The following is a 25,166-nucleotide window of genomic DNA, read 5'->3' on the forward strand; positions in this document are numbered from 1 at the left end:
TACATCTATCCTGGCTGCGTCAGCACTTTGCTGGGGCTCGCACCGGCGCCAACCGGGACTATGAGGCGATTGCCCTAATTTGGCACACTCCTTGCTTTATTTCACGCCAGGTAGAGAGTGAATGCCGGCAGCGACAGCAAGGCATAGCGACCAATTACTTTTCAAGACCTGGAGGACTGCAATGTCAGCGAAAACGCTCGGTTTGATTAATGAAAGTGAAGCGAAATGGATAGACCTGCGCTTTACCGATACCAAGGGTAAAGAACAACACGTTTCCATCCCTGCGTCGGAAGTTGACGGTGAGTTCTTTGAAGAAGGCAAAATGTTCGATGGTTCTTCCATCGCCGGTTGGAAGGGCATCAACGAATCCGACATGATCCTGATGCCGGACGACGAGACCGCTTTCCTCGACCCCTTCACCGATGAGAGCACCGTTATCATTCGCTGTAACATCGTCGACCCAATTACTGGTCAGGGTTACGAGCGCGATCCTCGCTCCATCGCATTGCGCGCTGAGGAATACCTGAAGTCCACTGGCCTGGGTGACACCGCTCTGTTCGGTCCCGAGCCCGAGTTCTTCGTATTCGACGACATCACCTGGGGTGCCGAAATGGGCGGCGCCTTCTACAAGATCAACTCCGAAGAAGCAGCCTGGTCCTCAGGTCACAACTTTGCAGAAGGCAATATTGGTCACCGTCCCGGCGTTAAAGGCGGTTACTTCCCGGTTCCTCCGGTGGATTCCCTGCACGACGTTCGCGCCGCAATGTGTTCTGCGATGGAACAGATGGGCCTGCGCGTAGAAGTGCATCACCACGAAGTGGGTACTGCTGGCCAGTGTGAGATCGGCGTTGCCGCCAACACCCTGACTAAGAAAGCGGACGAAGTACAGATCCTCAAGTACGCTGTACACAACGTTGCCCACGCCTACGGCAAGACCGCGACCTTTATGCCCAAGCCGCTGGTTGGCGATAACGGTTCCGGTATGCACGTTCACCAGTCCTTTAGCAAGGATGGCGTAAACCAGTTTGCCGGTGACGCCTACGCTGGTCTGTCCGAAGCTGCTCTGTACTACATCGGCGGTATCGTTAAGCATGCTCGCGCCCTGAACGCGCTGTGCAACGCTTCCACCAACTCTTACAAGCGTCTGGTACCTGGCTTCGAAGCGCCGGTAATCCTGGCTTACTCTGCGCGCAACCGCTCTGCGTCTATCCGTATTCCTTTCGTGCCCTCCCCGAAAGGCAAGCGCATCGAGACTCGCTTCCCGGACCCGACCGCCAACCCATACCTGTCTTTCGCCGCACTGCTGATGGCGGGTCTCGACGGTATCAAGAACAAGATCCACCCTGGCGATGCTGCGGACAAGGACCTGTACGATCTGCCGCCGGAAGAGTTGGCTGAGTACCCGACTGTCGCTTCCAGCCTGGAAGGCGCCCTGGATGCTCTGGATCAGGATCGCGAGTTCCTGACAGCCGGTGGTGTATTCACTAACGATGCTATCGATGCCTACATCGAGCTGAAGCGTGAAGAAGTAGAGCGCCTGAACATGACCACTCACCCGGTTGAGTTCGATATGTACTACTCCGTGTAATGGCGACCGGCATCACGATGATGCCGTCGAGCTGTTCTCGAAAAGCCCGCGCCACCCTGGTGCGGGCTTTTTTATTGCGAGTACACTGTCAGTGGAAGTGAATTGAGTGCCGCTATGCGGAGGCTCAGGAATATCCCATTGGCCCGATCTGGGAAGAAAGGAGCGTCCGCCCTGCGGTCGAAAACACTATGGCAAGGTTTTGGCAATTAAAGGCCCTGTTACTCGCAATGCCTCTGGTGGCAGTTGCGGCTTCTCAAGAGAATGAAGAGGCTGGCGCGATCTACAAAGTGGTTGGGCCCGATGGCCAGGTCAGTTTTAGCGATACACCACCGGCAAATGGCAACTCAGAGAAAGTGGATTTAGCCCCAATCAATATTCAGCCAATTGCGCTGCCCCGCCAGCTGCCCACAAGAAAGCTGTCGCCCAAAAGTGATGATGGAGAGTTGGGGCCGGTATCGATTCGAATTGTGAGTCCAATTAATGAGGCGACTATTCCGCCAGGGCAGACACTGATAGCGCTTCAGGTGGATGTGGCCCCCAATTATCCAGAGGGCGCTAGCTTTTATGCGGTTATTGATGGGCAGCGCTGGCAGGGAAGTTCGGCTGGTAACTCCCTGGATATCTCCGCCCTGGTCCGCGGTACCCATACGCTCAAGGCGGTTCTGCTAGGGCCCAAAGGGCAAGTATTGGCCCAGTCGCAAACGATCACAATTCATGTCAAGCGCCCGATAGCTCGGGGGTGAATGTTTGAGGGAGTGCAAAGCTCCCGCTACCCCTTACTTCGCTCTAAAGTCCGCCTGCCTGTTTTTTGACCTATGCACCTTAATGGTGCATTCTCTCTGTGGTCGGCGGCATCCTATTTCTGAGACTGAATACTCGCAATGCCGTTGTTGCTAATCGCGCACTGATTGTGTCCGGTTGAAGCTGCTTCCGCCTACAAATGCCAGCTTATGCGCCATTTTGGTTTGCTTTTTGCACTGACTAGATACAGCGCTAGTTTGCTGGGGGTGACCAAAGGGAGTTTGGTCAGAGCCTCGGAATGAATCGGAAATTTTGTGAATGCTGAATGATCGCCAGTTGCGCCAATTACTCGATAGCCTGACTTCCGCAGTGTTGGTGCTGGATGAAAACTTATCGCTTTGCTATTTGAACAATGCTGCTGAGGACTTGTTTGCCGCCTCCAGTACCCGGGTTAAAGGCTCGAAGTTGGAGGAGGTGGTGCGAGAATCTCCCACTGCCTATGAGGCTATGCGGGAAGCATTGCGCAAAAATGAGAAGTATACAGTGCGCCGGGCCAGTTGGAGGTTGAACAATCTTGAAACCCGGACCGTGGATTACTCAGTCAGCCCGGTCCCCGAGTTTTCTGTGCTACTTGTGGAAGTGCAGCCGATGGATCGCCTGTTGCGAATTGCCAGGGAAGATGCGCTGCTCAGTGCCCAGGAAACGACACGAAACCTGGTTCGCGGTATGGCCCATGAGGTCAAGAACCCCCTCGGTGGTATCCGCGGGGCGGCACAACTATTGCAGCGCGAGTTGCCGGACCGGGAGTTAGACGAATATACACAGATTATCATCGAGGAAGTGGATCGCCTGCGCAATCTGGTTGACCGTTTATTGGGACCACGCCAGCCGGTAGTACTGCAACCGGTTAATGTGCACGAGGTTCTGGAGCGGGTTGCCCAGTTGCTGGATGCAGAGTGTATCGGTGAGCTTCAAATTCGCAGGGATTACGATCCGTCTATTCCCGATGTCCCCGCAGATAGCGAACAATTGATTCAGGCGCTGCTTAATATTGCCCGCAACGCCATGCAAGCTATCGATGAAAGTATTGGTCTCAGTAGCGGGGAGATGGTACTGCGCACGCGTATCCAGCGCCAATTCACCATTGGCCGCCGAAATTGCCCATTGGTCTGCCGTATAGAAATTGAAGATAACGGCCCGGGCATACCGGAGGAAATTCGCGAGCGGATATTCTTCCCGATGATCTCCGGCCGCGCCGAGGGTTCAGGTCTTGGACTTTCGATTTCCCAGAACATTATCAATCAGCACAAGGGGTTGATTAAGTGTGACAGCCAACCCGGCCGTAGCATTTTCCAAATTTATCTGCCCCTGACTACCGAATTAGCAAATACAGGAACCTAGAGAATGAGTAATCGCGTTTGGATTATTGACGACGACAGATCAATCCGCTGGGTGCTGGAAAGAGCGCTATCGCGTGAGGGGATTGATACCCAGTGCTACGAGAGTGGCGACCGCGCCCTGGATGATTTCTATAGCGATTCACCGGATGTGGTAATCAGTGATATCCGCATGCCGGGTTCCGATGGTTTTAAATTGTTACAGCGCTTCCAGGCTGAACGACCGAGCTTGCCGATAATTATTATGACTGCGCACTCGGACCTGGATAGCGCGGTAGCCGCTTATCAAGGGGGCGCCTTTGAATACCTGCCCAAGCCATTTGATATTGATGAGGCCGTAGCGGTAACCCGACGGGCCTTGATGCACGCTAGTGAGCAACGTGCTGAAGAGCAGGTTGAGCCAGAGAATGGCCAGGGTAATAAAGAAATTATTGGTGAAGCGCCGGCGATGCAGGAGGTGTTTCGCGCGATTGGTCGCCTGTCGCACTCCAATATCACCGTCTTAATCAATGGTGAATCCGGCACCGGAAAGGAGCTGGTGGCACAGGCACTGCACAATCACAGCCCGCGCAGGGATAAACCATTTATTGCATTGAATATGGCGGCTATACCCAAGGACCTGATGGAGTCCGAATTATTCGGCCATGAAAAGGGGGCCTTTACCGGTGCCAGCTCCCAGCGTGCCGGACGTTTTGAACAGGCCAATGGTGGCACCCTGTTTCTAGATGAAATTGGTGATATGCCCGCAGATACGCAAACCCGGTTATTGCGCGTGTTGGCTGATGGTGAATTTTACCGTGTCGGTGGCCACACCCCGGTGAAAGTGGATGTGCGTATTATTGCGGCGACTCACCAGGATCTGGAAGAGTTGGTATGTCAGCATAAATTTCGCGAGGACCTGTTTCACCGCCTGAATGTTATTCGCATCCATATTCCAAGACTCGCGGATCGCCGTGAGGATATTCCGCGATTGGTGAGGCACTTCTTTAATGCTGCGGCAAAAGATCTGGGGGTGGAATCAAAGATCCTAACCAAGGAAACTGAGGAGTACCTCTCTGGGCTGGATTGGCCTGGTAATGTACGACAACTGGAAAATACCTGCCGCTGGATTACCGTGATGGCCTCTGGGCGCGAGGTGCATATTGAAGATTTGCCACAGGAGTTGCATCAGCAGGGCGCGACGACAGAAACACCGGCAGACTGGCAAAAAGCACTGCGCTTGTGGGCTGACCAGGCCCTATCCTCTGGGCAGCGCGAAATTTTAAATGAGGCTGTTCCCGCATTTGAAAAAGCGTTAATAGAAATTGCGCTTAAGCATACTGCTGGGCGTAAACGCGATGCAGCTGATCTATTGGGATGGGGTAGAAATACCTTGACACGGAAGCTAAAAGAATTGGAGATCGGTGGGGAATAAAGAGAGTTTGTGCTTGGGGAAAATTTTTCTCCAAGCACATTTTTCAATTAAAATAGATTGCAGCTGGTTTTAGATATCTACTTTTTTAAAGCGGCCAATGAAGCCGTTTTTATAATCTGTCTGGGCTTCTTCTAGTCTTGAAGAGAAGATTTCAAGGTAAGATTCAAGATAGTAGATATCCTCATCGGTATTGATAAGTCGTAATCGCCTTTTTTTCCATAGTATGCAGTCTTCAGATTGTCCCTCGCAGGATGGCAGGTAAGCAGCAGTGGAATTCTCCTCCGTTTCCAGATTTGGATCATAGTAGTGGTTCGAAACTATTGAGCCGTCTGCTGCTATCTCCCACGAGCCTTTGCGTTCATCCGTCATCCAGTCATAGTCAGAAAATGGATTGAATGGATCGAGAGGGTAGGTAAATTCTTGTTGAATAGTTCCATTATCGGAATAAACGACTGCCCAAATATTGGGAGTTGGAAATGAAGTGTGAGTCTCCACTCTTAATGGAGGAGCCTCAAGTAGTGTGTCATCTTCTTCAACCAAAAAACTAGAAAATATATCTGTTGTGCCATCGCTACCTGTGCTAACGGCAATGACCCTGGTCGCATTTCCGAATGTACTCATGGGAATGTAACGTGTTTGTTGGCCACTTTCGTAGTTTATGACTAATTCATTAGTTAGAACTGCTGAAAATGTTTCTTCTTCTTTTAGGTCCGGCCCAAATTTCTCTTTACCAGTATTCTCAGAGTCCATGCTGAACTTTCCAGAGAAGTATTTGCAGTTGCAGTTTTGGTGGAAATTTGGATGGTAAGTTTTAGTTGAAAAGTGACTGGGAATTGATTCCCAGGAGGCGGAATAACTTGTATTTATGGTGTTTAAGTATCTTTTTTCGCTGTATTCATATTGCTCCCCGCTCTGGCTTGTACAAGTGCTATTGAGGTTGATCTCCAGTACCTGGCTATATGGCGTCGAATAAATATGCCTTGTATTAAAGTTGCTGTTTCGAATATCTATACAGTTATGAAGGCTGAACCTGCCCCAGCTTACTCCGTCAGCTATTTGTCCATTAATGTCACCGTCCTCATCCAGTGACAGAGTGAACTCTCCAATTCCAATAAAATTAGCTGTGCCGGAATTTTGTAATTCTTCCTTGAGTTGTATGACCCCGGGTATTAAATTGTCGCTGCCTGAGCTTCCAGTCAAAAAGATTGTTTCTAAGGATTCATTCAGCCTGTAATTCTGTTGGTGAGAGTAATTATTGTCTAGGATTTTCAGTAGAAGCTCATCTGCATACTCTTGATTTGATTGAATTATGTCTTCTATATAGGCTTTTGAGAATGAATAATCTCTGATGAAGTCTGTCGTATTTGAATATCTATCTTCGAGAAAGAAAAAGTTCGTGTTGTCTGAGAACTCTTCATTAATTGCACCTTTTAGGAATATAGCTAAATTAATAGCATCCTCCATAGGCACTTCGAAAATATGTTTTTTTAGGCCTTCAGTGGTTGTGATTTCACTGTTGTTGTTTGATATCTCTGCAAGGTTGGAGATCGACGCTGATAAGCTGTTTAACACTAAACCCGGGTTATTGTTGAGGTAGCTTACTTCATTATTTATTGCTTGGCTCGAGAGTTCACTAAATGACCCAGCATAGGATTTAAAACTGTAACTCCAGTCATCTGAGACCGCACCCTGCGCAATTATGGTTACTAGCTCGTCGCTATGGTCGCCTTCTATTTCAACCGTGAATTCATTGTTGTTTGTTTGCTCGGCAGTATAATGGCTTTCGCCAATGCTGACTGTTATTTCTGGAAACTCAGAGAAGCTTTCGTCAAAGACTCCATGCAGGGTAATTGATGACTCTTCTGGTGCCGGCTCTGGGCTAGATGAATTGCTTCCTCCTCCGCTACATGCACTAACAAGAATCGATGATGCTGCTAGTATTGTTAGGTGTCTGGTCAGTTCCTTCATAACCTCTCTCTATATTCAATATTAATTATTGGCCGTATAATACCTTTGTGAAGTTAAATTGCACGGCATAATAGTGGTACGCATGCATTAGGTTGCAAAGCTAAGTTTTCCTTTTATTTTTTTATGAACTTATAGGGTCGATTAACTCAGCTATTATTATTTTTATTAAATGCTTAATGTGAGTAATCCACAGGTGTTATATGACTCGAGATGAATTGAAAGTCGTTGATGACGTTCCATTCTTGTTTTGGGTAAAAGATAAAAGTGAGAAATATATTTGGGGTAATCAAAGGATATGCGAATTGGCCGGAGAGGATGTGGTTGGTAAAACTGATGTCCAATTGGCCTGGGCAGAGAATGCCAAAGCGTTACGTGAAGCTGACCAGCGTGTATTTTCCTCAGGGGAACCCGATTACCTTCTCGAGCATGTCGTTCAATCTAGCCTGGGTGAAGTTAATCTAAGTGTGTGTAAGTGGCTGGCGGATTTTGAAGGAGAGCAATGTTGTTTTGGAATTTCTTTTTCTATTAAGAAGTGATTTTGCAATACAAATAGCCCAAAATTTGAGCTATTTGATATTTATAGTAATTGATCTGGATTACCCTTCAGGTTGAAACTTTTTTAATTCCCAATTCACCAAGCGTTCGCGCTATATCCTCTGCGCTGGTTGCCGGTTTAATATCCTTGTCAATTTTTTTAATTCGGCCATCTTTACCGATATAAATGGTAACGCGACGGGCGATATTCATTACGGGAATAAGTACATCGTACGCTTTAGCCGTTTCACCGGTGGGGTCACTGAGTAACGGGAAGTCCGCTTCGCTCTCTTCAGCAAATCGGGTGTTATCGTCAAGATCATCTGTACTGGCCATAAAATAGGTGACTTCATAATCTTTGATCAAGTGACCGTTTTGGGCGAGCGATTTACACTCTATGGTGCAGCCACGGGTGAATGCCTTGGGAAACCAAGCGATCACAACAGCGCTTTTTCCCTGGAGGTCCGCCAATGTGTGGGTTTGGCCATCAGACCCCTGTAGAGTGAAATTTGGCGCCATTTCACCAACTTCCAGAGCGAGGCTGGGAAGGCTGATAAACGCCGTAATTAAGAGGGTCAGCAGATATTTCACGAATATTTTTTCCTTGTAGTTTACCGATACGCCTATGCTACTGCCCTAAGGCCTAACTGGCCAATAGCTCTGCTATAACTGCTATGCTTTATGCGCCAAAGTAAGAATATTGGTGCGTCAATGCACCGTTATGGACTTGCCGTTTTGCAGGGGCTTAAATGCGCTTTGACAGCCTTTTCTATACTCTGCCACTTCCACTGATCTATACCATTTCAGTTGCCGTAGTGCTTTGCGCTTTAGCTGTGGGGATTTATCTGGGGCAGCGGCGGGTAGTGAATGCCAGTATCAAGGAGGATTCTTCCCTGGGCAGTGCGGTAGCTGCCACTTTGGGCCTGGTCGCATTCGTTTTGGCATTTACCTTTAATATGACAGCCGACCGATTTAATGAACGCAAGGCATTGCTGTTGCAGGAGGTCAATACCATCCAGGCCGCATATTTAAATGCGAGCTTTCTGCAATTGGATAAGCAGGATAAGGCGCGAGACCTAATAGCTGAATATGCAAATCTTAGGGATATTGACCCATCAATCGCCGTCACTCCGGAAGATGTAGCTCGCAGTGAGGAAATTCACCAGGCTCTTTGGCGTATGATCGAGGCGCACATCGCACAGGATTACAACGCCGATTATTTACGCCAGTTTGCCGAGCAGGTTAACGGGATGGTAGATCTGCACCGCGCCAGGGTTGTGGTTGGGCTGCAATACCGTATACCGGGTCCACTCTGGCTCTCCCTGTACTTTATGACCATTTTGGCGATGCTGGCAATTGGATACCAGTTGGGTATAAGTCGCGGGGGATCTGCTCAAGTAGTTATAGCTTTGGCCCTGACTTTCTCAACAGTGATTTTACTGGTGGCGGATTTGGATCGGGCAAATGAGGGAGCACTGTTGGTTGATCAGTCGCCGATGAGCGATCTCAATTTGCAGCTGAAAGAGCTACAGGAGGCTGCCCCCTGAGCTGTTGTGCGAGTTGACTTTGCATATTAATAGGATGGGGCGGAATTAAGGATTTTCCGCCCCGGGGAACAGGTTAAAGATCTTCAGGTTTTTGTGGCATTAAGACATCTTCGGGATGCACAAACTCACGCATAAAAATCTCCCAGAAGGCGAGAAATAGTGCGGCGAGTAAGGGCCCTATCGCAAAGCCACTGATTCCAAACATAAACAGACCGCCGACAGTGGAGAATAGTACTAAATAGTCGGGGAGTTTTGTGTCTCGACCCACCAATATTGGGCGCAACAGGTTATCTACCAGGCTAATCACGGTGAAACCATAGGCGAGTAAAATCGTTGCCTTCATGGGTTCGCCAATAGCATAGAGGTAAATAGAAGCGGGGAACCAGATCAATGCGGCACCGACGGCGGGCAGCAATGACAACAGGGTCATTAAAACACCCCAAAGGACCGGTGCCGGTAGGCCCAGCACCCAGAAAATAATTCCGCCCAAGCCGCCCTGGGTAATAGCGACTACCAGATTTCCTTTGATGGTTGCGCGAGTGACTTCAGCGAACTTTGCCAACAAAAGGTGCTCGCGCTCATCACCCAGTGGCAGGGCGTGGATAATCAGGTTTACCAGTCTTTCACCATCGCGAATCAGAAAGAAGGTGAGGTAGAGCATTAAGCCCAACATAACGAAAAAGTTAACAGTATTCTGTCCGACCTCAATCGCATTTTTTGCGACGAAGCTACCGGCATTCATCACTCCACCCATCAGGCGCTGCTTGGCCTCCTCGACATCCACGCCAATACTCTCGAGCGTGCTGTTAACCCTGGGGAAAGCACTGCGAATCTGCTCAAAGGATTTAGAAACATCAATTTGTCCTTCCTGGATCCGGTGATACAGAGTTACCGCTTCATTAATAAAAGAGGTGGCCACTACCAATACGGGTATCACCAATAGAACGATACACATAAACAGGGTTAGCAGAGCCATTAAATTAGGCGAATTGGGAAAGCGCTGCATCAGCAGACGGTACACGGGGTAGAAAATCAGTGCGGTGGCACAAGCCCAAAAAATAGGGGTAAAGAAGGGTTTTATTAGGAGTAAAAAAGCTACGCTGACCAATAATAAGGTCAATATAAATGAGCGCCTTTCCAGTTTTTCTTGCACTGCGACTTCCTCTGCTTCTCTTTCGGCAGCCCAGTGGTAGGGCGCCTAATTTTTGCTCTATCTAAGCAGATGCAGTGGGGTTTTACCAGCGCCTATATCCGCACGTATCCACGTGAAATCGAATGCCCCGATAGATTCCGAGGCCCATTTGCCACTCGCGGCCGTTGCGCTTGTGGATATCCCTCAGTACGGGCACCAATTGCTCTCGGGAGAACTTCTTTTTCGGAACTATATCCAGCCCGCAGAAATGCAGATGTTTACTTCCCTTGGAACCCCCGGCCTTACGGTTGTAATCCACTGTGCGCCACCCGGAGACCACTGTTACTGGGCCGACGCGGGGCACTATTTCCCGCTCGATTACCCGCAGAGTATTTACGATGCCCCACCAGAGCTCCTTGGGAGGGATGGCGAATGCGGGTTCGTCCAAATCCTGCCAGTCACTGCCCTGACGCAATAGCTCATAGGGTTGTACAACCTGTTCAACCCGGTTGGAGCGCAGGAATTTTTTGAGTTGAGTAAAGCGTGCATGGTTATTGCCTTTGCTCAGGAAGCGGCTGAATGCCCTCTCGGAAGCTGCCGGATAGCCCTGGATATCGTAAACCTCCGGGATCATTAGCAGCGGTAGGATATCGATAGGGGATTTCATCCGGTCATCAGCCTCGCGCGCTCGTTCGTAAGTAAAAACAAATAGACCGGTGAGAATCGCCAGTGCGATTGCCCCAATGATGATGATCCGCCGGCGCAGTTGACGCTGGCCGATTTCTACGCACTCTTTGTTACTTTGCATAACCATCGGGCAGCTCCCTCAATTACCAGGTGCGATAGCCACAGGTATCGACATGAAACAGGACATCGTCAATCAGGCCCATCCCGACATTGCTGTCGGGACCGAGGCGTGCGTGCAGTGTGCTTAGCTCTTCAGCGAGTTCGTTTTTACCGATATTGGAATTCGGAATTAAGTCCAGCCCGCAAAAGTCACGGTGGCGGGGCTGGTCTTCGGTCACAAGTTTTCGGTTGTAGGCATCAGTGCGGTAAGCGGAAACTACGGTGACAGGGCCAATTAGCGGTATTACCTGATCTCGCACCAGGGTGAGGGTTTTCACAATATTGGACCACTGGTCCCTGGGTGGTATGGCGAATGGGGGTTCCCCCAGTTCCAGCCAGTCCCCCCCCTGTCGCAGAAGATCACGAATAGGAAAAACCTCGGCGACACCCCGGTCCCGAAGCAATTGATTGAGTGCTTGTACGCTGGAGCGGTTACTGCCCTCTCGCAGGAATTTGTTAAAGGTCTCCTCGTTGGCGAGGCGATAGCCACGCTGCTCGACATAGGACTTCTCTTGCGAGGAGAGGAATAGATAGAGCCAGAGGGTAAACAGGATGGCACTGAGTATTAAAGTGAGGGCACTGACGACCACCCGATTGACTCTTTGCCCGGGCGGCTTGTGTGGGAACAGAGTTTCGAAGCGAGTAAACGAGTTACCTGCGGACATAGTGCTCGCGATTGCTGCTGAGAGAGTTTTTCCTCCGACGCTAAAATCGTCGGCGCCTGTTTACTCACTATAGCCGCAAAAATCGACGGGCTGCGGGCTTGGGATCAGCCACAAAAAAAGCCGCCGCTCCTGGGGGAGCAGCGGCTTTTGGGTCACGGACAGCGCACTGTGCCCGACAACCTCTACTTAGGCTTTAGGGCCTGCATTTTTAACGTCTTCGCTGACATTGAACTTCTCAATGTTCTCGGCGAACAGCTTGGCCAGCTTGCCTGCCTGATCGTCGTAAGCAGCTTTGTCAGCCCAGGCTTCACGAGGGTTCAGGTAAGACTTGTCCACGCCGGGCACTTCCATCGGGATATCCAGGTTCAGGGCATCCAGGTGCTCAGTGGCAACGCCTTCCAGGGCGCCGCTCTGGATAGCGGCAACGACAGCGCGGGTTACCGGAATCGGGAAGCGCTTGCCGTTGTCGCCGGAGCCGCCGGTCCAACCGGTGTTTACCAGGTAGACCTTGGAGCCGAACTCTTCGATGCGCTTCATCAGCAGGTCTGCGTATTCGCGCGGTGCACGGGGCATAAACGGCGCGCCAAAGCAGGTGGAGAAAGTCGGGTGGATACCGGCCTCTGCGCCCAGTTCGGTGGAGCCTACGCGGGCGGTGTAGCCAGACAGGAAGTGGTAAGCCGCAGCCTCTTTGGAGAGGATGGATACCGGTGGCAGTACACCGGATACATCGCAAGTCAGGAAGATAACGTTCTTCGGCTCGCCAGCGCGGTTTTCCAGCTGACGCATTTCGACGTGCTCCAGCGGGTAGGAGCAGCGACCGTTTTCAGTCAGGCTGGTGTCGCAGTAGTCAGCAGTGCCGTGATCGTTGGTTACCACGTTTTCAACGATGGCACCGAAACGGATGGCATCCCAGATTACCGGCTCATTTTTCTGGCTCAGGTCGATGGTTTTCGCGTAGCAGCCACCTTCCATATTGAAGACGGCACCCTTGGTCCAGCCGTGCTCATCGTCACCGATCAGGTAGCGCTCGGGATCTGCGGACAGGGTGGTCTTGCCGGTACCGGACAGGCCGAAGAACAGGCAGGTATCGCCATCTTCGCCGACGTTAGCCGCGCAGTGCATGGGCATCACGTCTTTTTCCGGCAGTAGGAAGTTCTGTACGGAGAACATGGCCTTCTTCATTTCGCCGGCGTAGCGCATACCGGCCAGCAGTACTTTGCGCTGACCGAAGTTGATAATTACGCAGCCTTCGGAGTTGGTGCCATCGCGCTCGGGCTCACAGACAAAGTGAGGAGCGTGCAGGATTTGCCACTCTTCCTTGGACTTGGGGTTGTACTTTTCGGCGCGGATAAACATGTTGCGGCCGAATAGGTTGTGCCATGCAGTTTGGGTGGTCACTACCACTGGCAAGTAGTGGTCTTCATCCTGGCCCACATGCAGGTGCTGAACAAAAGTATCGTGACCGGCAACAAAAGCCTCTACACGATCCCACAGGGCGTCAAACTTATCCTGCGGGAAAGGACGGTTGACGTTGCCCCAGGCGATGCTGTCGGCAGTGGAGGGCTCTTCTACAACAAAGCGGTCAGCCGGGGAGCGACCGGTGCGTGCGCCGGTTTCAGTCACCAGAGCGCCTGTATCTGACAGCTTGCCCTCGCCGCGCGTCAGAGCCTGCTCTACCAATTGTGCCGGTGATAGGTTCTTGAAGACCATCGCGGAGTCGTCGATCTGTGCCATTCGTGGAATACCCGTGAAAGTTGGACAGTAAATAAAATGGGGCTGCCCAAGGTTTAGACAGCCGTAGAAAATTTTGGGGGCGCATTATTGCAAAATTCAAAATATGCGGATACCAACTATGGCTATTTTGTAGTCAATGACAGCGCTGTCATGGAAAATAATGTCGACCTAAATTCACACCATTTATGGCTACAATCTTAATTATTCTTTTTTTGAATTTAGTGGGGGAATTAGGGGTGTCAGGTGGTAGGGCTGCGCTGAGGATTCGGCGGTTGCGCAGCCCTGCGCGGATTAGTGAAGGGTGTGGGGGGGAGCGTTGAGGAGCGACTCAATTTGATCCCGGTCAAAGCGGTACTGGGTGTTACAGAATTGGCAGTCCGCGATAATCTCACCCTGCTGTTCTTCCAGCAGGCGGTAGACATCCTCTGCACCCAGGGAAACCAGCGCGCGGGCGCTGCGCTCTCTCGAGCAGCTGCACTTGAAACGAATAGTATCGGTACCCAAGGTTGCCGGCTCCAATTGGTGGAATAGGCGGTGAATCAGCTCTGGGTGGGGAACGGTAAATAACTCCTCGTCAGTTACGGTCTCCGCCAAGTGAATCGCTGTTTCCCAGGCGTCCTGATTTTCTTCTTCCGTGGCGGCATTATTGCCCGGCAGAATCTGCAACATAAGACCGGCGACGGTATTGTCACTGCTTCTCAGCCATACGCGGGTAGCCAGCTGCTCCGATTGCTTAAAGTAGTCTTCCAGGCAGCCGGCCAGGTTGTCCTGCTCCATGGGAACCACACCTTGATAGCGCTCACCGCGCTTTGGCTCAAGGGTAATGGCCAGGGCTCCACGGGGGCCGATCATATCGCGCAGGGTGGCGTTTTCGTCGATTTGTGCACCCTCAGCAACTCGGGCGATGCCGCGCAGGTCGCTGTGGTGAGTGCACTCCGCCATAATCATCGGCACATCGCCTTCGCCACGGGCCTGGAGGCTCAGGACACCTTCGAATTTCAGTGTGGTTGAAAGCAGGCTGGCTGCGGTGAGGAATTCCCCCAGCAGGCGGGCCACTGGCGTAGGCAGCGGGTTGTGTTCCAGTACATCGCGGTAGGAATCAGTAAGTGTCACCACCTGTCCGCGAATATCGTGTTTGGAGAAAATAAAGCGTTCCAGCTGATCGGACATAGGTCGGGGGCTCTCGGTATTAAAACCGCAGGATTTTAGAGGTGGATATGCCTAAATGGTAGCTGTCGCTGATCATTGCTGGTGCAGTAGAGGAAGAATGTAGAGCGCTACCCCTTTATCACAATGGGTCAGCGCTCAAGTAGGAAAGTAACTAGCCGCAATAGTATTTAATTTCCCGCTGGAGCTTTTCAGCTATTTGCTGTCTCTCCCGCTCGGTGCGACGCACTTCTTTGCCGTTATTGTCGAGAAACACAACCCGCCCTTGAATGGCCTCAAGGTCACTGCGGGCCTTGTCGCAGGCTTTCTTCATCTTTTGCTGCTTTTCCTGTTTCTCGCGCAATTGGCGCTCGCGGTATTCATCATCAACCTTTTGAGAAACTCTCGATCTCGTTGCGGTTGTTAAAATAGGCCGCCGACTGCCATTGGAGCCAATAGAATTGATCGGGGCCAGATCCCCCGAAACATCCTCGGCTTTGGCGTCAGTCGGGGGGCGATCGCCAAAGTGTACCCGGCCATTTTCATCGACCCAGCGGTACATCTCTGCGCTGCTTGCGGTTGCACTAGCGGCCAGTATAAGGCCGCCTATTACGGAACGTAGACACAGTAATTTCACGGCTACTCCATGCCTTTCTATATTTCTATTCTTCTTTATTGGCCAGCTGGCTGAATAACCCCTGCGAATGACGCTGGGGGATGTGGTAGGTCTGCAGTATCAGAGGCTGCTGTTCCTGGGCCTCTGCCGAATCCAAGACCATCCGGTATCCAGAGCGGTCGCGCAAATCTACAAAGTCCTGCTTGTTGCCTTCCATCAATTGAGCGAACTCGTCGAAGTCCTTGATGCTGTGGCCATTTACTGAGTCGATGATCCAGTTCTTCCAGTCGTGGTAACCGAGGTTCACATTGGCAGGCAGTACTTTCAGGGCGACGACCAGCTCGCGGCGTTCCTCGTCACTCCATTGATTGCGGGCATAGAGGTAGTCAATAGGCGCCTTGGAGTGCCAGTTTTTGCCCCAGCGTTTGATCAGGTTCATATTCAGGGGCACAAAGACAACACCGCCGTAGATATAGTAGCGGGGCTGGCGGTCAAATTGCTCTCCCAGCACCATAGCGCGTGAGGGAGGTGTTGCGGCCAGCGTGACCTCAGCGGTCTGCTCTTTACCATCGCGGGAGAAGCGCACCGGTAAACGTTCACCGACATGGTGGCGGTCCACGGCGTAGTGGTAGTTGGTGCGCTGGTTTTCCCTCCACTCCACAGTCCGGTCCGCCGCTACTTTAAAGCCATCGACTTCGAGCAGGACATCGCCGGGTTTGAACACTTCGGCTGCGGGGGAGTTGTCGAATACTTTAACGACCATGGCACCATCCTGGTCTTCCTCGAGACCGGCGGCCTTTTTCATCGATGGGCTTTCCAGGCTCTGGGTTACCAGTCCCAGTTCGGGGAACCCTTGGTGCACATTGTCCTTGGCATCTTCCAAGACATGAGCGATCACGCTGGGGGGGACAAAGTAACCCAGGTTTTCAGCGCTCTGGTTGGTTTGCATGGCCACGCCGACGATGCGGCCATTGGAGATAACCGGACCGCCGCTGTTGCCCGGGTTGATTGCCGCATCTATCTGGCCCGCCATCAGGTAACTTTCCGCATGGGCATAATATTGGTGCTCCACGCGGGAGAGTACTCCGCGGGTAATCGAAAGGGATTTGCCGCCAATTGGATAGCCGTAGACGGTGACCTCTTCCTGCAGATCGGGCAATTTGCCCAGGGTCAGGGGGCGGGTATCGTTGAAAAAGCTTTCGTCATCGACGGTCAGCAGGGCGAGGTCGGCATCGTGGGAGACAAATTTCACTCGGGCGCGGAATTTCTTTGCATCGCCGTGGCGCTGGACCTGGATGAAGCTGCCGTTGGCCACCACGTGTGCGTTGGTCAGGATTTGCTGGTTGCGGATAACGGCACCGGAGCCGGACAGCTGCTTGGGGTTGAGCAGGGCCCAGGGGTTGAAATAATCCGGGGCGGCGGCGGTGGTGTAAATCTTGATGATTGAGCGCTTGAGCTGCTCGTGTTCTCGGCTGTCTGCTAGGGCGGTTTGGGTACCGAGCAAAATCAGCAGGGAAATGGCGATCAGTCGTTTCATCATGGCTGTTTTCTATCCGGTTGAGTGGGGGCAGTTTAGCAGCTAAAGTGGGAAATGGCGGAAATTTCACCACTTTTGTCTGCCGAGTCTACTCTTGTTCCCGCAGGAAGCGGTGTATCTGGCGGCGTTGCTTTTTATTGGGTCGCTCCTGTTGTATCCCGGCATTGGCTGCCTGTCGCTCGGTTTTCTCTTTTTCCCGGCGGGCGATACTGTCTTTGGTCTCGCGGTATAAGGTGCGTGCAATATCGGCGCCGCGCCGCTGATCTGATAGAGCGGTTACTTCAACTTCCAGCAGATCCCAGCCCTGGCGGATGCTCAATTTGACACCGGTAGTGACTTCCTTGCTGGCTTTGACCCGCTGGCCATCGGCGTGGACTTTTCCACCTTCGATCGCCTGCTTGGCAATGCTGCGAGTCTTAAAGAAGCGCGCGGCCCAGAGCCACTTATCGATACGTACTTTTTCCATGGTTTCCTTGTGAAATCAGGCGGACCCGGTGTCCAGTCTGCTGCGGTTAAAAGCCATGATCTCATCAAAATGATGGATCGCCGGGAAGTTGGTGATTTCCCGTTTGGGCCCGCGGCTATCCGGTTGGCGAATACACAATAGGTGGGCGATACCGTAGTCCTGGGCCGCGCTCAGAACAGATTGGTTATCGTCGACAAACAGGGTGTTCTCCGGGTCAAATTCCAGGTTATCTCGCAGAGAGTCCCAGAAATTGGCACTCTCCTTGGCATGTCCATAATCATGGGAGGAGATGATGCCGTCAAACCAGCGGTCAATACCGGTGATCTCCAGCTTGTGATCCAGCCCGTGACGGTGCGCATTGGTCACGAGGTAGGTGGGCTTTTGCAGTTGTTGCAGGCCGCTCAGAAACGCCTCAGTGTGAGGGCGCAGGGCGATGCGGGTCTCAATCTCGCGCAATATGCTGAGGATATCCAGCTCCAGTTTTTCCGCCCAGAAGTCCAGGCAGTACCACTCCAACGTACCGCGGCGAGCATTGATCTCAGCCTCGAGCTTTTGCTGGGCTTCCTGTGGGTCAAAGCCGTGGACTTCAGCGTAGCGCTTGGGCAGGTGCGTGAGCCAAAAATGATTGTCGTAATGCAAATCCAGCAGGGTGCCGTCCATGTCCAGCAATACGGTATCGATACTTCGCCAATCGAGCATGGGAGCTATGTACCTCTTTGAAATGGGGCGGGAAGACAAGTTTAGTTGGCTTGCCACTGCCTTCCCGGATCGTTTGCATTATGCCTGGGCGCGGCGGATTCCGTACAGGATACATAGTTGCGCACTGTAGTAGGTGAGCATAATGGCGGCATCGGCTAGCGGTAGAGGGGTGATGAACTTGTTAATAGCAATCAATGTATCTGAAGCCATAAAGATGACCGCCCCGGCAAATAGCAGGGTGGCGTCACCCTTGTGCATTGCGGCGGCGACTGCCATGGCGAGGATAGCCAGCAGATACGCTAATACCGCCGGGGCTAAATCCCCAGCAGCAGGGAGGATAATTTGCGCCAAAAGCAGTGCGGCAATCACTACAGGCAGTGTCCGAATAAGGTTGCGCCGATTGGGGGGCTCCGCAAAACGCAGGAAGCCCAGCGCGTAGATTAGCTGGGCAATAAGAAAAGCACCCAGTCCAAACACAAAGTGTTGGGGGAATTGCATTTCGAGGAGTACATCCCCGATGGCGGAGGAACTGAGGGCTAGAAAAGTGAAAAGCAGGGTTTTGCCCCGCAGCTCCAGTCTGGCAATCATCATTAGGCACAGTATCGGCAGCGCTTTTAGCGCGGGCATCCACAAGTTATCCAGCTTCCAGGTATCCAGAAAGATGAATAAAGTGGCACTTGCCAGGAACATCGGTACCAGGTAAATGCGAAAGTTGTGCTGGGGTGCGGAATTTTCTACGGACATAGGTACTTACCTTATTTTTATTTTGTATACCTCCCCATCAATTTAACGGTTTTCCTCCGCATCATCGATAGCTTGTACTCTCTAATTCCAATTGAGTTTTCTCCAGTGCCGGCCGCGGGACATTTCTGGGGTAATATGGGGCATCGAAAATACATGCCCGGCAGTTGTTTGCCTTGAGCACTAGTCATGGAGAGCCTCACTGATGAAAGCGGCCAATATTCTGGAAACAATCGGCAATACCCCTCACGTAAGAATCAATCACCTCTTCCGCCCCGATATAGAAGTTTGGATGAAGGTAGAGCGTTTTAATCCGGGTAGCAGTATTAAGGACCGAATTGCCTTGGCGATGATTGAGGATGCGGAGCGTCGTGGAGCCCTGCAGCCCGGTGGAGTAATAATCGAACCGACCTCTGGTAATACGGGAATTGGACTGGCGATGGTTGCTGCCGTGAAGGGTTATCGCCTGATCCTGACCATGCCGGAGTCTATGTCGGTAGAGCGTCGCCAGGTCATGAAAGCAATGGGCGCAGAATTGGTCCTTACACCTAAAGAGCGCGGTATGGGCGGCGCTATTGCTAAGGCGGAGGAGTTATTGGCCTCACATGCGAATAGCTGGATGCCCCAACAGTTTAATAACCGCGCCAATGCCCAGGTGCACCGGGACATTACCTCCAAGGAAATTTTGGCAGACTTTCCTGAAGGGCTGGATTATATGATTACCGGTGTGGGCACTGGCGGGCATATCACAGGTTGTGGCGAAGTCTTAAAAGAACACTTTCCCAAATTGCAGGTCTATGCGGTAGAGCCGGAGAAATCACCGGTGATTAGCGGTGGAGAAAAAGGCCTGCATCGATTGCAGGGTATTGGTGCTGGCTTCGTGCCCCAGGTGCTAAATACGGAAGTCCTCGATGGCACTGTTTTGGTCAGTGAGGAAGATAGTTTCGAGATGGCGCGTCGCTGCGCCTTGAAAGAGGGTATTTTTGTGGGTATTTCTTCCGGCGCCAGCCTTGCGGCACTGAAGAAGCGTGAGGGAGAAATGGATGCGGGCAGCCGGGTACTGGTGTTTAGCTATGACACTGGTGAGCGCTACCTGTCCGTTCAGGATCTTTTCTCCGCTTAAGACCTTATAATGGCGAGTTCACAGAGTATGGAGTTGTAATGGATAAAGCACTTTTAGAGCAGGTGATAGATATCTGCAAACGCGCGGGAGAGGCGATTCTCGAGGTATATCACAACAGCGCTGAGCTGGAAGTCGAGACAAAGAAAGATGATTCTCCGGTAACTGCTGCAGATCTGGCTGCCCACAAAGTATTGGCACCGGCGTTAGCACAGCTTATCGAGGGAGTACCGGTTTTATCAGAAGAGCAGGAAATGCCCTCGTTCGAAGAGCGCAGTCAGTGGCAGCGTTACTGGATTGTCGATCCGCTCGATGGCACCAAAGAATTTATCCGACGAAACGGTGAATTTACCGTAAATGTCGCGTTAATCGAAAATGGCGAGCCCGTTTTGGGGGTGGTTTACGTACCGGTACTGAATATCACTTATGCCGGCTGCAAGGGCGAAGGAGCCTTTAAGCGGGATGCCAATGGCGAAACTGAAATTCGGGTGCGTCCACTGAAGCCGCGCCTGGATAATAGTGAAGTTGTTGAGCTTGTGGCCAGCCGCAGCCATGGAACTGGCACCGTCGACCAGTTGGTACAACGTATCGAGTCTGAATTGGGTGCTGTCGAGTGCAAAAATATGGGCTCCTCGCTGAAATTATGTCTGGTTGCTGAGGGTGCAGCAGATTTGTATCCGCGTCTCGCTCCTACTTGCGAGTGGGATACTGCGGCAGCTCAGGCTGTAGTTGAAGCAGCAGGTGGTATTGTTGTGGACGAAGAGTTTAATTTGTTGCGCTACAACACCAAAGACTCTCTGCTAAATCCCTTTTTCTATGTAATTGGCGATTCTTCTTTTGATTGGCAATCCCTACTGCTGGATAAGTCCGCTGCTTAGGGTGTGATGCCAGTAAACATATAGAGAGTATTTTTGTGCCTCCACCACCGCTGGTGGAGGCCTTAAAGGGGATCTGGATATTTCCAAATTCAGGAGGCTCACTGATGTCTGGACCCGATCTGCGCTTTAACCAGGATAAAGGTGAAATTCGCTGTTTGCGTCGGGAACTGGAGGAGGAAATAAACTGGTTGCAGCGGCATTTTGAAGCCCTCTCCAATGCAGTCGATGCAAATGATATTGCGCTGCGGCGCACCTATAACAGCATGCTTTTTTCCCGCCGGGCCCTATTAGGTAGAATGCCCCGTTAACTAAATTCCAAATATTTTCTTGTGTGAAAAACTGTAGTGCTGCAGGTTTTAATTTGAATACGGCAGTTCTTCCTACTCAATGCTGTCACTTATAGTGTTGAATCTGTGCCAGCGCGAAATATTATTTCCCGGCTAATTAGCTAATTTCCTTGCCAAATTCCCCCGTAAAATGTAAAGCAGTCTACGCTTTGGAAAGCTAATACATAAGAGTATTTTTCAATGCGCTACCCGGTTGTGGTGCACAATATTGAATATGCCGGATTTGGTGCCATTGCACCGGATCTGCCGCATTGCCACTGCTATGCCGATACCCTTGAGGGAACCCTGCAAAAAATGGCTGAAACGATTTTTCAGCGGTTGGAAGAGCTCCGTCAGGCTGGACAGCCAATGCCGCAAGCAGGTGATGTAGACAACCTGAAGAAAAACCCGGCTTTTGTAGGAGGCGTCTGGGCCATTATTGATGTAGAAACAACTTGAAATAATTCACTGAGCTTGAACTTGATGACTGGCTTTTTGATGTGAGTGGCGATGATAAAGCTATCTGTCTACCTGCTTTCCTTTTTTATAGCTGCGTCCAGTTATGGATTCGAGGCGAATAATCCTTTTGATGGTGTCGCCACGGGAGAGTACCGGATTATCGGTACCGTTGGTTTTGGGAGTGGCGAGCAGCAGTTAAATAAGCAGCGGGATTCTTTTGGCTATGTCAGCCTTGGAATTACGCCAGCGGTAGGAGTCTGGCAAGTTGAGCTGCGGGCGTCACATTTTGATGATAATCATGTCACAGTAGATCAGGTAGGTTTAAATTTTAAAATTGATTTTACCCTGAATTGTCACGTGCAATGTCTCTATTGGATGGTGGGATATAATTATGCCGATGTGGATTTGAACAATGTTATAAGAAGAGGCTATTGGTATCGAGAATACCCACCATTTTATCCGGATGATCGATATATCTATATTATTGATGCCAGTGGCAGTGATACCTTTTGGAATGCCGGAGTGGGTTACCGAATTATGTGGACTCAGGATTTCGATACTTCATTAGAGTATAACTACAATAATATTGGCAAAATAGAACGTGTTAACCTCGGGCATCTGCGTACCCTGAGTTTGAATTTTTCCTACCGCTTTTAGTATGCCCTCCGCCTTTTAACCTATTTTTCTCAATAATTTATTCGTAGAAATTTCTTAATTAAATACTGATTTTTTAGAGAATGGAAAAGGGGCCCTGGGGCCCCAATAGCTTTTAAATTCGATAAATGGCTTTCAGCCAGAAGGTGCGTCCCGGTTCGTTAACCCGGGTCAACTGATCGAAACCAATAATATTGGCTCCAGAGCGACTGATATGTTCAGCGTAAGTCTCATCGAATAGGTTATCGATACCGGTAGTTACCAGTACACTTTTACTGGGTTTCCAGCCGGCATTGATGGAAACGACGTTGGCAGAGTCGGTTGCACCAATATCCTGACCAACAATATTGCCTTTGCCGATATCCACTCGGTCCTGGCTTGCGATAGCGCGCCATAAAACACCTGCTGACCACTGGGCCTGTTCATAGTAGAGTCCCAGGCGGCCCTCCAGAGGCGGCAGTTGTGCCAAGGTAGTGCCATCGGTTTCGTTGGCACCGCGAACAGATGTTACGGTGAATTCAGTGCGCCACTGCTCATTGAGCTGATATGAGGAGTCAAACTCCAAACCCCAGGAGCGTGCCTGGATGTTTCTGACAATGGAGGTAGTGCGAGTATCGGAGGAGTCCATACCATCCATATTCATACTACCCATAGAGTCCATGCTACTCATTACTGCCGCTTTTTCGTAATCCTTCTCAATCATCAGGTAGTCATCAATCTGATTGACGAATCCGGAGACACTGGCAGAGAGTTTTTTACCGCGATAGATATAGCCGATATCCAGCTGGGTGGTCTTTTCTGATTCGATATCCAGTGCGCTGTAGGAGTCTGCTGTCTCGTAGGAGAAAATTTCCCAATAATCGGGGAAGCGCTCAGTGTAGCCGAGCCCGGCAAAGAGTGTGGCAGAACTATTGGGGCCGCTTTCGAGACCATATTCATAGCGCAGGAAGCCGCTGCTCAATAGCTCTGAGCGAGTTTCTCCCGCAGTGGGGTTATCCACTGAGGACATCATGGATAGAGCAACTTCATCGCGAAGGTCTTTTACTTCCCAATCATCCACTCGTGCACCGGCGATCCAGCGTTGATTGGCTGCGACTTGCCAGCTGACCTCAGAAAATAACCCCAGCTGGCTAAATTCGGCATCGGCCTCTCGCTTCATATCCCGGTAGTCCATGGTGGACTGGTTCATGGTCGAGCGGCCGGTGTGGCGATTTTCCCGGGCATCAATTCCACTGGTCAATTCCACATCGTCCATAGGCGTAAACACCAGAGCCATCTTGAAACCTGTGGTCTCACTATCGAGATTCATGACCATGGGTGTAGCGGTGCTGGATAACTCGCGCAGGCTGTAGTTATCCATGATGTGGTCGATATAGTTGTAGTAGGCCTGGAGCTCAATTGAGTCGAGCCAGCTACTGATATTGCTGCGGACATATTTCGCTTTGTGGCTCTCACGGGCAAACTTGGAACCGTCGACTCCCCGATCTGCATAGGCAGCTTCACCATCGCTAAATGCAGTATCAAACTCGACCCGTGTATCGTCGCTGGGTGTCCAGGCCAAATTGACCTGGCTGCTCCAGCGCTCATAACTGGAATTTACCTCATTGCCATCCCCGTCTTCGTAGTCGTCCGCAGATGCCGAGGTCGAGGAGCTGCGGATAGAAAACTGCGGCGAACTATAGGAGATATCGAATAGACCATCGCGACGCTCGGCACTGGCGCCGAGCAGGCTCGCATGCATATTCCAGTCGCTTTCAGTGGGGCGCTCCTGCTGCTGATTAAATACAACTACGCCGGCGGAATTTCCCGGGCCATAGAGGACGCTCTGTGGCCCTTTAATAACTTCAATTTCATCCATTGCCTCGGGAAAAATATAGGCTGTAGGTGGGTCCATTCGGCTGGGACAACCACCCGCCATTGTTTCTCCATCCACTACCATTCCCAGGCGCGAGCCCCCCATTCCGCGAAGCATCGGATCGCCACTGGTACCGCCTTTACGCACTACGGAAAATCCCGGAATTGTTTTCAGGTAGTCGGCGCCGTCATTGGCAGGTAATGGCTGACGGGGTTTTTTCGGGTCGGTTACCAGGTTGAGGGGGAGTTCAGTCTTTACCCCAGTAACCACCATTTGTTCCATTTCACTATCTTTTAATGGTTCTGACTCTTCGGATTCTTCCGCTGCGAGATGTGCTGAAAAGGTACAGCAGGCAGCAAGTGCCAGGCTGAGAGGTTTTTTCAGAAAAATTTTTGCGTTGATGCTCTGATGCATGGTTTTCAATCCTTTTCGCTGGCGTTTCGAACACGCAGCAGTGAGCGCGCAGGCCTGAGTAATATTTGGTGCACGCGACATATCCCCACCTGAAAAAGTGGTCGTATTTTGGCAAGGCTCAAAGCGCTGAAAATGTTAAGACAGCAATGAGACTTGCGGTCCACAGCGAACTGCGGAGTGATGATGTTGGAATAAAAAAGGAATTAAACCGGGGGGGCGCGAATTAGTGGGCGGCTGTAAGCGTTAGAGATAACGCGGAAAAAAGCCGGATAAGAGGGCGGTTGAGTAAAACCGGGTAGGACTATTTCCAGTTCTGTAGTTGGTGCGCTGGCAATACTGGCAGCGGCGGAAAAATTACAATGGTTATCGGCAAATGAGTGAGCGGTAAGCGTATCGTGGTTGTGGCTTGAAGAGTGGTCGCCGTGATGATCGCTGTGAGAGCTCGCTTTGAGGGTATTGAGCAATAAAGCGCTGCGGCTATCGCCATGGCAGAGCCCATAGGGCGTTCCCGCTGCAAAATCTGCCGGCATAAAACCTGCAGGAACCAGGCCTCGCGCGCTGAGAAATACCAGCAATAGCAATAGCGCCTGCCACTGGGACAGACGGGAACAGTATTGGGTGGTGCGCTTACCGCTCATAAATAAGAAGGTCTGTACTTTGCCCGGGCCCATTTTAAATACCCGGAGATG

25 protein-coding genes are annotated in these 25,166 nt (G+C 51.2%); 11 read left to right on the forward strand and 14 right to left on the reverse strand.

The window, feature by feature from the left end:
- Positions 1-181 precede the first annotated feature (181 nt).
- From glnA to ntrC, 4 genes are all read left to right on the forward strand, one after another.
- Positions 182-1,588 (forward strand): glutamate--ammonia ligase, encoded by a 1,407-nt coding sequence (gene glnA, locus ACJJI3_RS18040; RefSeq protein ID WP_108734896.1) that lies wholly within the window; start codon positions 182-184, stop codon positions 1,586-1,588.
- 188 nt (positions 1,589-1,776) lie between these two features.
- Entirely contained in the window at positions 1,777-2,331 is a 555-nt protein-coding gene (locus tag ACJJI3_RS18045) for a DUF4124 domain-containing protein (protein WP_444895769.1), read from the forward strand.
- Positions 2,332-2,647: 316 nt separating this feature from the next.
- Positions 2,648-3,730, forward strand: coding sequence for a nitrogen regulation protein NR(II) (gene glnL / locus ACJJI3_RS18050; protein ID WP_444918519.1), 1,083 nt, complete (start codon positions 2,648-2,650; stop codon positions 3,728-3,730).
- A 3-nt stretch (positions 3,731-3,733) separates the two neighbouring features.
- Positions 3,734-5,140, forward strand: coding sequence for a nitrogen regulation protein NR(I) (ntrC, locus tag ACJJI3_RS18055; RefSeq protein ID WP_444926203.1), 1,407 nt, complete (start codon positions 3,734-3,736; stop codon positions 5,138-5,140).
- Positions 5,141-5,209: 69 nt separating this feature from the next.
- On the opposite strand, the gene ACJJI3_RS18060 is transcribed toward ntrC, so the two are convergent.
- Positions 5,210-7,108, reverse strand: coding sequence for a hypothetical protein (locus ACJJI3_RS18060; RefSeq protein WP_444940469.1), 1,899 nt, complete (start codon positions 7,106-7,108; stop codon positions 5,210-5,212).
- Between the two features lie 200 nt (positions 7,109-7,308).
- Here ACJJI3_RS18060 and ACJJI3_RS18065 point away from each other — a divergent pair, with 200 nt between their 5' ends.
- Positions 7,309-7,644, forward strand: coding sequence for a PAS domain-containing protein (locus ACJJI3_RS18065; RefSeq protein ID WP_444906941.1), 336 nt, complete (start codon positions 7,309-7,311; stop codon positions 7,642-7,644).
- 67 nt (positions 7,645-7,711) lie between these two features.
- On the opposite strand, the gene ACJJI3_RS18070 is transcribed toward ACJJI3_RS18065, so the two are convergent.
- Complete coding sequence (locus ACJJI3_RS18070; RefSeq protein WP_444940470.1) at positions 7,712-8,233, reverse strand: peroxiredoxin family protein; 522 nt, start codon at positions 8,231-8,233, stop codon at positions 7,712-7,714.
- A 158-nt stretch (positions 8,234-8,391) separates the two neighbouring features.
- On the opposite strand from ACJJI3_RS18070, the gene ACJJI3_RS18075 reads away from it, so the two are divergent.
- On the forward strand, positions 8,392-9,189 hold the full coding sequence (locus ACJJI3_RS18075; RefSeq protein ID WP_444940471.1) for a bestrophin-like domain: 798 nt from the start codon (positions 8,392-8,394) through the stop codon (positions 9,187-9,189).
- A gap of 73 nt (positions 9,190-9,262) precedes the next feature.
- Here ACJJI3_RS18075 and ACJJI3_RS18080 read toward each other — a convergent pair whose 3' ends face one another.
- The 10 genes from ACJJI3_RS18080 to ACJJI3_RS18125 form a co-directional block, all read right to left on the reverse strand.
- Entirely contained in the window at positions 9,263-10,342 is a 1,080-nt protein-coding gene (locus ACJJI3_RS18080; protein ID WP_413663709.1) for an AI-2E family transporter, read from the reverse strand.
- Positions 10,343-10,424: 82 nt separating this feature from the next.
- Positions 10,425-11,135: a D-Ala-D-Ala carboxypeptidase family metallohydrolase gene (locus ACJJI3_RS18085; protein WP_444940472.1), complete on the reverse strand. Its 711-nt coding sequence runs from the start codon at positions 11,133-11,135 to the stop codon at positions 10,425-10,427.
- 16 nt (positions 11,136-11,151) lie between these two features.
- Positions 11,152-11,832, reverse strand: coding sequence for a hypothetical protein (locus ACJJI3_RS18090; RefSeq protein WP_444940473.1), 681 nt, complete (start codon positions 11,830-11,832; stop codon positions 11,152-11,154).
- Positions 11,833-12,018: 186 nt separating this feature from the next.
- The gene (locus ACJJI3_RS18095; protein ID WP_282930824.1) at positions 12,019-13,566 is read right to left on the reverse strand and encodes a phosphoenolpyruvate carboxykinase; all 1,548 of its coding nucleotides are present in this window, start codon (positions 13,564-13,566) and stop codon (positions 12,019-12,021) included.
- 291 nt (positions 13,567-13,857) lie between these two features.
- Positions 13,858-14,736, reverse strand: coding sequence for an Hsp33 family molecular chaperone HslO (gene hslO / locus ACJJI3_RS18100; RefSeq protein WP_444940474.1), 879 nt, complete (start codon positions 14,734-14,736; stop codon positions 13,858-13,860).
- A gap of 151 nt (positions 14,737-14,887) precedes the next feature.
- Positions 14,888-15,349: a DUF4124 domain-containing protein gene (locus ACJJI3_RS18105; RefSeq protein ID WP_444915244.1), complete on the reverse strand. Its 462-nt coding sequence runs from the start codon at positions 15,347-15,349 to the stop codon at positions 14,888-14,890.
- A 25-nt stretch (positions 15,350-15,374) separates the two neighbouring features.
- Positions 15,375-16,868: a S1C family serine protease gene (locus tag ACJJI3_RS18110; RefSeq protein ID WP_444940475.1), complete on the reverse strand. Its 1,494-nt coding sequence runs from the start codon at positions 16,866-16,868 to the stop codon at positions 15,375-15,377.
- 85 nt (positions 16,869-16,953) lie between these two features.
- Positions 16,954-17,331: an Hsp15 family ribosome-associated heat shock protein gene (locus ACJJI3_RS18115; protein ID WP_444940476.1), complete on the reverse strand. Its 378-nt coding sequence runs from the start codon at positions 17,329-17,331 to the stop codon at positions 16,954-16,956.
- A gap of 15 nt (positions 17,332-17,346) precedes the next feature.
- Complete coding sequence (gene yrfG / locus ACJJI3_RS18120; protein ID WP_444915247.1) at positions 17,347-18,030, reverse strand: GMP/IMP nucleotidase; 684 nt, start codon at positions 18,028-18,030, stop codon at positions 17,347-17,349.
- A gap of 78 nt (positions 18,031-18,108) precedes the next feature.
- A complete protein-coding gene (locus ACJJI3_RS18125) occupies positions 18,109-18,774 on the reverse strand; it encodes a lysoplasmalogenase (protein ID WP_444940477.1) in 666 nt (221 codons plus the stop codon).
- Between the two features lie 202 nt (positions 18,775-18,976).
- Here ACJJI3_RS18125 and cysK point away from each other — a divergent pair, with 202 nt between their 5' ends.
- The 5 genes from cysK to ACJJI3_RS18150 all read left to right on the forward strand — a co-directional run bounded on the left by cysK (position 18,977) and on the right by ACJJI3_RS18150 (position 22,211).
- Complete coding sequence (cysK, locus tag ACJJI3_RS18130; protein ID WP_282930832.1) at positions 18,977-19,894, forward strand: cysteine synthase A; 918 nt, start codon at positions 18,977-18,979, stop codon at positions 19,892-19,894.
- A 38-nt stretch (positions 19,895-19,932) separates the two neighbouring features.
- Entirely contained in the window at positions 19,933-20,769 is an 837-nt protein-coding gene (cysQ, locus tag ACJJI3_RS18135; RefSeq protein ID WP_444940478.1) for a 3'(2'),5'-bisphosphate nucleotidase CysQ, read from the forward strand.
- A gap of 104 nt (positions 20,770-20,873) precedes the next feature.
- Entirely contained in the window at positions 20,874-21,077 is a 204-nt protein-coding gene (locus ACJJI3_RS18140; RefSeq protein ID WP_108734878.1) for a hypothetical protein, read from the forward strand.
- A 219-nt stretch (positions 21,078-21,296) separates the two neighbouring features.
- On the forward strand, positions 21,297-21,554 hold the full coding sequence (locus ACJJI3_RS18145; protein WP_108734877.1) for a type II toxin-antitoxin system HicB family antitoxin: 258 nt from the start codon (positions 21,297-21,299) through the stop codon (positions 21,552-21,554).
- Between the two features lie 51 nt (positions 21,555-21,605).
- Positions 21,606-22,211, forward strand: a complete 606-nt coding sequence (locus ACJJI3_RS18150) for an outer membrane beta-barrel protein (protein ID WP_238152084.1) — start codon at positions 21,606-21,608, stop codon at positions 22,209-22,211.
- A gap of 112 nt (positions 22,212-22,323) precedes the next feature.
- Here the strand turns inward: ACJJI3_RS18150 and ACJJI3_RS18155 are convergent, their stop codons facing one another.
- Together ACJJI3_RS18155 and ACJJI3_RS18160 are read right to left on the reverse strand one after the other, a co-directional pair.
- Positions 22,324-24,558, reverse strand: coding sequence for a TonB-dependent copper receptor (locus ACJJI3_RS18155; protein ID WP_444940479.1), 2,235 nt, complete (start codon positions 24,556-24,558; stop codon positions 22,324-22,326).
- 122 nt (positions 24,559-24,680) lie between these two features.
- Positions 24,681-25,148, reverse strand: a complete 468-nt coding sequence (locus tag ACJJI3_RS18160; RefSeq protein ID WP_444940480.1) for a hypothetical protein — start codon at positions 25,146-25,148, stop codon at positions 24,681-24,683.
- Positions 25,149-25,166: the final 18 nt, after the last annotated feature.

This window comes from Microbulbifer maximicatervae (SeqCode), assembly GCF_052466985.1.

Excerpts from the sequence above, each read along its gene's own strand:
- glnA (WP_108734896.1), top strand. The coding sequence starts at position 182 with ATGTCAGCGAAAACGCTCGGTTTGATTAATGAAAGTGAAGCGAAATGG.
- ACJJI3_RS18045 (WP_444895769.1), top strand. The coding sequence starts at position 1,777 with ATGGCAAGGTTTTGGCAATTAAAGGCCCTGTTACTCGCAATGCCTCTG.
- glnL (WP_444918519.1), top strand. The coding sequence starts at position 2,648 with ATGCTGAATGATCGCCAGTTGCGCCAATTACTCGATAGCCTGACTTCC.
- ntrC (WP_444926203.1), top strand. The coding sequence starts at position 3,734 with ATGAGTAATCGCGTTTGGATTATTGACGACGACAGATCAATCCGCTGG.
- ACJJI3_RS18060 (WP_444940469.1), bottom strand. The coding sequence starts at position 7,108 with ATGAAGGAACTGACCAGACACCTAACAATACTAGCAGCATCATCGATT.
- ACJJI3_RS18065 (WP_444906941.1), top strand. The coding sequence starts at position 7,309 with ATGACTCGAGATGAATTGAAAGTCGTTGATGACGTTCCATTCTTGTTT.
- ACJJI3_RS18075 (WP_444940471.1), top strand. The coding sequence starts at position 8,392 with ATGCGCTTTGACAGCCTTTTCTATACTCTGCCACTTCCACTGATCTAT.
- ACJJI3_RS18085 (WP_444940472.1), bottom strand. The coding sequence starts at position 11,135 with ATGGTTATGCAAAGTAACAAAGAGTGCGTAGAAATCGGCCAGCGTCAA.
- ACJJI3_RS18090 (WP_444940473.1), bottom strand. The coding sequence starts at position 11,832 with ATGTCCGCAGGTAACTCGTTTACTCGCTTCGAAACTCTGTTCCCACAC.
- ACJJI3_RS18095 (WP_282930824.1), bottom strand. The coding sequence starts at position 13,566 with ATGGCACAGATCGACGACTCCGCGATGGTCTTCAAGAACCTATCACCG.
- hslO (WP_444940474.1), bottom strand. The coding sequence starts at position 14,736 with ATGTCCGATCAGCTGGAACGCTTTATTTTCTCCAAACACGATATTCGC.
- ACJJI3_RS18110 (WP_444940475.1), bottom strand. The coding sequence starts at position 16,868 with ATGATGAAACGACTGATCGCCATTTCCCTGCTGATTTTGCTCGGTACC.
- ACJJI3_RS18115 (WP_444940476.1), bottom strand. The coding sequence starts at position 17,331 with ATGGAAAAAGTACGTATCGATAAGTGGCTCTGGGCCGCGCGCTTCTTT.
- yrfG (WP_444915247.1), bottom strand. The coding sequence starts at position 18,030 with ATGCTCGATTGGCGAAGTATCGATACCGTATTGCTGGACATGGACGGC.
- ACJJI3_RS18125 (WP_444940477.1), bottom strand. The coding sequence starts at position 18,774 with ATGTCCGTAGAAAATTCCGCACCCCAGCACAACTTTCGCATTTACCTG.
- cysK (WP_282930832.1), top strand. The coding sequence starts at position 18,977 with ATGAAAGCGGCCAATATTCTGGAAACAATCGGCAATACCCCTCACGTA.
- cysQ (WP_444940478.1), top strand. The coding sequence starts at position 19,933 with ATGGATAAAGCACTTTTAGAGCAGGTGATAGATATCTGCAAACGCGCG.
- ACJJI3_RS18140 (WP_108734878.1), top strand. The coding sequence starts at position 20,874 with ATGTCTGGACCCGATCTGCGCTTTAACCAGGATAAAGGTGAAATTCGC.
- ACJJI3_RS18145 (WP_108734877.1), top strand. The coding sequence starts at position 21,297 with ATGCGCTACCCGGTTGTGGTGCACAATATTGAATATGCCGGATTTGGT.
- ACJJI3_RS18150 (WP_238152084.1), top strand. The coding sequence starts at position 21,606 with ATGATAAAGCTATCTGTCTACCTGCTTTCCTTTTTTATAGCTGCGTCC.
- ACJJI3_RS18155 (WP_444940479.1), bottom strand. The coding sequence starts at position 24,558 with ATGTCGCGTGCACCAAATATTACTCAGGCCTGCGCGCTCACTGCTGCG.
- ACJJI3_RS18160 (WP_444940480.1), bottom strand. The coding sequence starts at position 25,148 with ATGGGCCCGGGCAAAGTACAGACCTTCTTATTTATGAGCGGTAAGCGC.